Annotated in this window: 6 protein-coding genes; 2 read left to right on the forward strand and 4 right to left on the reverse strand. The window is 71.8% G+C overall.

Going from position 1 to position 5,813, the window contains the following annotated elements; translation table 11 throughout:
* A partial coding sequence (locus CCN51_RS31555; RefSeq protein WP_483883453.1) for a [protein-PII] uridylyltransferase family protein occupies positions 1-1,159 on the forward strand: 1,159 nt, incomplete at its 5' end.
* Between the two features lie 2 nt (positions 1,160-1,161).
* Here the strand turns inward: CCN51_RS31555 and CCN51_RS31560 are convergent.
* The 3 genes from CCN51_RS31560 to CCN51_RS31570 form a co-directional block, all read right to left on the reverse strand.
* Positions 1,162-1,434 carry an acyl carrier protein gene (locus CCN51_RS31560; RefSeq protein ID WP_014180277.1) on the reverse strand — a complete coding sequence of 91 codons (273 nt, stop codon included), beginning with the start codon at positions 1,432-1,434 and terminating at the stop codon, positions 1,162-1,164.
* Positions 1,435-1,515: 81 nt separating this feature from the next.
* A complete protein-coding gene (locus CCN51_RS31565; RefSeq protein WP_014180278.1) occupies positions 1,516-2,994 on the reverse strand; it encodes an amino acid adenylation domain-containing protein in 1,479 nt (492 codons plus the stop codon).
* A complete protein-coding gene (locus tag CCN51_RS31570) occupies positions 2,991-4,148 on the reverse strand; it encodes an acyl-CoA dehydrogenase family protein (protein WP_014180279.1) in 1,158 nt (385 codons plus the stop codon). The genes CCN51_RS31565 and CCN51_RS31570 overlap by 4 nt, the downstream gene beginning before the upstream one ends.
* Positions 4,149-4,354: 206 nt before the next feature.
* Between CCN51_RS31570 and CCN51_RS31575 the strand changes: the two genes are divergently transcribed.
* Positions 4,355-5,434 carry a ketoacyl-ACP synthase III family protein gene (locus CCN51_RS31575; RefSeq protein WP_063647572.1) on the forward strand — a complete coding sequence of 360 codons (1,080 nt, stop codon included), beginning with the start codon at positions 4,355-4,357 and terminating at the stop codon, positions 5,432-5,434.
* Between the two features lie 32 nt (positions 5,435-5,466).
* Here CCN51_RS31575 and CCN51_RS31580 read toward each other — a convergent pair.
* The coding region (locus CCN51_RS31580; RefSeq protein WP_143675937.1) for a cytochrome P450 at positions 5,467-5,813 on the reverse strand (347 nt) is incomplete at its 5' end.

The raw sequence follows: 5,813 nt of genomic DNA on the forward strand, positions 1-5,813 counted from the left end.
CCGGCCTGGTGGCGGTGGCGGCGCGCGGCCCCCCGCCACCGCCACCAGGCCGGGCAACCTGGGTCCGCTCCGCCCCGCCGGGGCGGCGAAGCCGGCCGGGACCGCCCATGCCGCCACGACCACGGCGCCCACGGCCACCGCGGCCGCGGGCGTCCCGGGGGTGGCCGAGCCGCCGCTGGACCCGGCCGCGATGGTCGACCTGGTCGGGGACGCCGTCTCCGACCTCAACGCCGCGACGATCGCGGGCGCGCTGCGCGCAGCGGTGCGCGAGAAGTGGGGCGACGAGCTGCCCACCCGCTTCGCGGTCATCGGGATGGGCCGGTTCGGCGGCCATGAGCTGGGCTACGGCTCGGACGCCGATGTGCTGTTCGTCCATGAGCCGCGCGAGGGCGTTGACGAACAGGAAGCCTCGCGCGCCGCGTTCGCCGTGGCCAACGAGATGCGGCGGCTGCTCCAGCTGCCCACCGTCGACCCGCCGCTGGCCATCGACGCCGATCTGCGGCCGGAGGGCAAGTCCGGTCCGCTGGTGCGCACCCTCGCCTCGTACGCCGCCTACTACCGGCGCTGGTCGCTGGTGTGGGAGAGCCAGGCCCTGCTGCGTGCCGAGCCGGTCGCCGGCGACCCCGAGCTGGGCGGGCGCTTCATCGAGCTGATCGATCCGCTGCGCTACCCCGCCGAGGGCCTGGGCGACGACGCGGTCCGCGAGATCCGGCGGCTCAAGGCCCGGATGGAATCCGAACGCCTGCCGCGCGGCGCCGACCCCACCACCCACACCAAGCTGGGCCGTGGCGGCCTGTCCGACGTCGAGTGGACGGTGCAGCTGCTCCAGATGCGCCACGGCTGGGCCGAACCGGGCCTGCGCACCACCCGCACCCGCGAGGCCCTGGCCGCCGCCCACGCCGCCGAGCTGATCGGCGCGGAGGACGCGCAGACCCTGGACGAGGCCTGGGTGCTGGCCACCCGCGCGCGCAACGGCATCATGCTGGTCCGTGGCCGCCCCGGTAACACGTTCCCCAGCGGCAGCCGCGAACTGGCGGCGGTCTCCCGTTACTTGGGCTACGGACCCGGCATGGTCGGCCAGATGCTCGACGACTACCGCCGTACGACGCGGCGGGCGCGGGCGGTGGTGGACCGGCTGTTCTACGACTACGAGGGCTGAGCTCACACTGACTGGGAACGCAGGGACAGCACGAGATCGGTGATGCTCTCCACGTCCTTGAAGTGGCCGCCCGTCAGGTGGGTGGCCGGCACCAGGACACCGAGTTCGTCCCGCAGATGGGCCAGCAGCCGCGCGGTCCGGAGCGAGTCCAGGATGCCCCAGGCCAGCAGCGGTGTGGTCGGGGTGATCTCGGCGAGGTCCGGGTCGGCGACCAACTCGTGCCGGATATAGCCGAGAAGCGTGTCCAGCAGGGCCGAGCGTTCGGTGTCGGACATGGGAACTCCAGGTGTTCAAGGGCGGAGGCAGGGTGGAGTGCAGGGCGGTCAGGCGCGTCGGCAGAGTGGGGTGCAGGGCGGTCAGGCGCGGCGGTTCGGCTCCCTCGTCCGCAACTCCCGTGCGAGGGCGGCGCGGTCGGTCTTGCCGTTGGGGCCGCGGGGGATGGCCTCGACGGTGTGCACCGCGTCGATGATCATGTAGCTGGGGAGCAGCGAGGCGCAGTGCCTCTTGAGGTCGAGCAGTTGTGGCCGCTGCCCGGGCCGCGGCACGACGACGGCGTGGAGCCGTGCCGCGTCGCTGCTGCCCGAGACGAGGACCACCACGTCGCCGACCGCCGGGTGCGCGCCGAGGGCGGCCTCCACCTCCCCCGGCTCGACCCGGTGCCCGCGCACCTTCGCCAGGTCGTCGAACCGGCCCAGATACTCCAGGTCGCCGTGGGCATCGCGGCGGCCGAGGTCCCCGGTCCGGTACGGGCCGTGGTGCGGCGGGCGGCCCCAGTAGCCCAGCATCACGGTCGGGCCGCTGACGACGATCTCCGCCGTACCGTCGGGCCGGGGGGCCAGACGTACGTCGTTGCCGCAGCACCCGGTGCCGATCGGGAGCGGGGTCGTACGGACCAGGTCGGCGGCCGTCACCTCGTAGGACGTGCAGACATTGGTCTCCGTCGGGCCGTACCAGTTGAGCAGCCGTACGCCGGGCCAGGCCGCGCGCAGTCGCTTGATGTCCTTGAGCGGGAAGGCTTCGCCCGCGAAGACGCAGGTGCGCAGGGACAGCGGCCCCCGGTCCAGCAGCCGCCCTTGGCGCATCAACAGCAGGAACGCCGACGGCACCGAGTACCAGACGGTGATCCGGCGCCGGGCGAGCACGTCGATGAGCTGGTCGGGGGCGTGGGCCAGGGTGTCGGGGACGAGGTGTACCGAGGCTCCGGCCCGGAAGGCGCCGTAGAGGTCGAACACCGACAGGTCGAAGGTGAAGGGCGCGTGGTTGGCCAGCCGGTCGCCGGGCCGCAGCCGCAGCTTTTCGGCGGCCCAGTCGGTGAAGGACAGCGCGTTGCGGTGGCTCAGGCAGACGCCTTTGGGCTCGCCGGTGGAGCCCGAGGTGTAGAGGATGTACGCGGGGTCGTCGGGCGCGGCGGGGTGGTGTGCGGGGCGTCGTCCCGGCTCGGAGGCGTCCCGCAGCGCGGTGCGGTCCACCACCTCGACGCGCGGACCGTCCAGGTCAGCCGGGGCGGGGGCGTCGTCGAGGTCGGTCACCACCAGCGACGGGCGGCAGTCCGCGATGATCCGGCGGACCCGGCCGATCGGGTTCGAAGGCGTCACCGGCACATAGATCGCTCCGATCCGCAGCACGGCCTGCATCAGCGCGACCACCTCGGCGCTCTTGCCCGTCCACAGCAGCACCCGGTTCCCGGGCCGTACGCCCGCGTCGAGCAGCGCCGCGGCGTAACGGTCGGCGAGCGCGTCGAGCCGGCCGTAGCTGAGGCCGCCGGTCATATCGTGGACGGCCGGCGCCTCCGGGGTGCGTTCGGCCGCCTCGACCACCAGTCGGTGCAGGCTCACAGTCCTATGCTCCTTGCGATCAACTGCCGCTGGATCTCGGAGGTTCCGGAGAAGACGGTCGTCGGCAGCGCGTCCCTGACCGCCGCCTCGATACCTTCCTCGCGCAGACAGCCCCGGCCGCCGAACAACTGCATGGCATCCAGCGAACTGGCCACGGCCGCCTCGGAGACGGCCAGCTTGGACAGCGACACCCACAGGGAGGCGTCCGGGTCGTCGCGGTCCAGTGCGTCGCAGGCCCGGTAGAGCAGCAGCCGCCCGCTCTCCAGCCGCAGCTTCATATCGACGACGCGGTTGCTCACCGACTGGAACTCGGCCAGCCGCTTACCGGACTGCCGACGCTGCCGTACGTGCTCCACGCACCGGTCGAGCAGCCGCTGCTGCACTCCCAGATACACCGCGAAGAGGCAGGACCGCTCCCACCGCATGGAGTGCTGGAAGATCGCGCCGCCTTGGCCTGGGGCGCCGAGCACCTGCTCGTCGGGTACGAAGCAGTCGTCGAACGTCACCGCCGCGGCCGGACACGACAGCAGCCCCATCTTGTCCAGCGGCTGCCCCACCGCCAGCCCTGGGGCGCCACGCTCGACGACGAACGCGGTCACCCCCAGGTGTCCGGCCTGCGGATCGGTGGTCGCGTACGTCACGAACACATCGGCCACCGGTCCATTGCTCACAAAGCTCTTTGTGCCGCTGAGCAGAAAACCGTCCGCGACCCGCCGGGCGGTCACCGTCAGCCGGGCGACATCCGAGCCGGATTCCGGCTCCGTCATGGCGTTTCCGGCGATCAGCTCCCCGGAGCACATTCGGGGCAGCAGCCGCTTACGCGTATCGGGTGGCGCGAAATCGAGGATCGGCATTCCGCAGGAGAACAGATGAGCGGCGGCGGCGAACAGAATTCCGGTGTCCGCACAGCCGCGGCCGGCGGACTCGAATACGAGCGCGGTGTCCAGCGCGCCGAGCCCCCCGCCGCCCTCCGCCGTCGGCACGCTCGCCCCGAGCAGCCCCAGGTCCGCAAGGCGGGACCATTCGGCGCGGGTGTACGCCGACGCCGACGCCGTGGGCTGATGATCGCCCGGCCCGGCGGGAAAGGCGGTCTGCGTTCGGGCCAGGACGCTGGCGCAACGGTCGCGTTGTTGTCCGCTGAGTGTGAAGTCCATGGGGCCGCCCTCCTGTTTCGGGAAAAGCGAATTTCAGGTGTAGCCGCAAAGCTCGACGGTCGCAAGGGAGGGGAAAAAGAAATTCACGGACTCCATCGTCGGCTGAGGCGTATTCGAGTTGGAAGCGACCGCCTCTCTTCCGCGTCGGCGTATACGGAGAAAAGCCGAACCGAAATTCACGGACAGGTGCGAAGGGGTGTACGTACATGCGGACATCGGATGTGTACATCGCCGCCGTCGGGACGTATCTGCCCGACAGCGTCAGCGTGACCGAGGCCGTCCGGCAGGGACGGCTGGACGCCGCCGAAGCGGAGCGGTCCGGTCTGCTCGGCGCGGCCGTCGCGGGCGACACCCCCGCACCGGAGATGGGGGTCCGCGCGGTCCGTACGGCCTTGGGGCGCTGGGGCGGCGATATCTCGGAGCTGGGGCTGCTGCTCTACGTCGAGGGTTACCGCTGCGGCCCCGACGGATGGCTTCCGCAGTCGTATGTGATGCGCGAGGCGGTTGGCGGCGATCTGCTGGCGGTGGGGGTACGGCAGGGATGCAACGGGGTCTTCGGCGCCCTCGAACTGGCGGCGGCACATCTTCGGGGCGGCGGCAGCGAGGCGGCGCTGATCGTCGCGGCCGACAACATGGGCTCACCCCTGGTGGACCGCTGGCGGGCGAGCCCGGGGTATCTCCTCGCCGACGGCGCGGCAGCGCTGGTGCTCACCCGGTCCGCGGGCTTCGCCCGGCTGCTGTCCGTCAACTCCAAGGCCGTACCGGAACTCGAAGCCCTGCACCGCGGCATCCAGCCACTGGATCCGTCCGGCTCGGCCCGGCCAGTGCCGCTCGAGCTCGGCGCCAGGCAGCGGGAATTCCTCGGCGGTGACGACGCACCGAAGGACTGGATGCTGAGGGTGATGAAGGCCCAGGGCGAGCTGATGGCCAAAACCCTTGAGGAGGCGGGCATCGCCGCCGAGGACATGACCCGCGTCGTCACCGCCCATGCGAACCAGGAATTGGTCGACGCGTGGCTGTCCTCCCTGGGCCGCACCCTGGAGCAGTCCGCCTGGAGCTTCGGCCGAAGGGTGGGCCACCTCATGGCCGGCGACCAGCTGGCCTCCTTCGAGCATCTGCTCATGGCCGGCGAGATCGGCCCCGGCGACCGCGTCCTGCTGGTCGGCTCCGGCCCCGGCCTGGGCATCGCGGCAGCCGTCGTGGAGCTCACCGCGCTCCCGCCGTGGGTACCCGGACCCCGCGCCCAGTCAGACACCGTGACCCCGGCCGCCGACGGGTGGCGCTGACCGTGACGGCGGCCGCGCCGCCGTACGGCATCTCAAGCGTGCGGCGTGAAACGGCAGGGCAGCCGCGTCATTCCGTGGATGGACGTCCCGGTCACAAACTCGGGCTCACCCGCCTCGATATCGGGCAGCATCCGCAGCAGTTCCCGGAAGAGGATTCTCAGCTGCGCCCTGGCGAGCTGGGCGGCCAGGCAGTAGTGCGCACCGCCACCGCCGAAGGACAGCTGGGGGTTGGGATCGCGGGCGAGGTCAAAACGTCCCGGTTCGCGGAAGACGGCCGCGTCGCGGTTGCCCGAGGCGTAGAACATCACCACCTTGTCCCCTGCCGAGATGTGCCGGCCGCCGAGCCGGGTGGGGGCCACCGCCGTACGGCGGAAGGTCA

Origin of the sequence: Streptomyces milbemycinicus, assembly GCF_002154605.1 — a bacterium.
In the GTDB taxonomy this organism is placed as follows: domain Bacteria; phylum Actinomycetota; class Actinomycetes; order Streptomycetales; family Streptomycetaceae; genus Streptomyces; species Streptomyces milbemycinicus.

Excerpts from the sequence above, each read along its gene's own strand:
- CCN51_RS31560 (WP_014180277.1), bottom strand. The coding sequence starts at position 1,434 with ATGTCCGACACCGAACGCTCGGCCCTGCTGGACACGCTTCTCGGCTAT.
- CCN51_RS31570 (WP_014180279.1), bottom strand. The coding sequence starts at position 4,148 with ATGGACTTCACACTCAGCGGACAACAACGCGACCGTTGCGCCAGCGTC.
- CCN51_RS31575 (WP_063647572.1), top strand. The coding sequence starts at position 4,355 with ATGCGGACATCGGATGTGTACATCGCCGCCGTCGGGACGTATCTGCCC.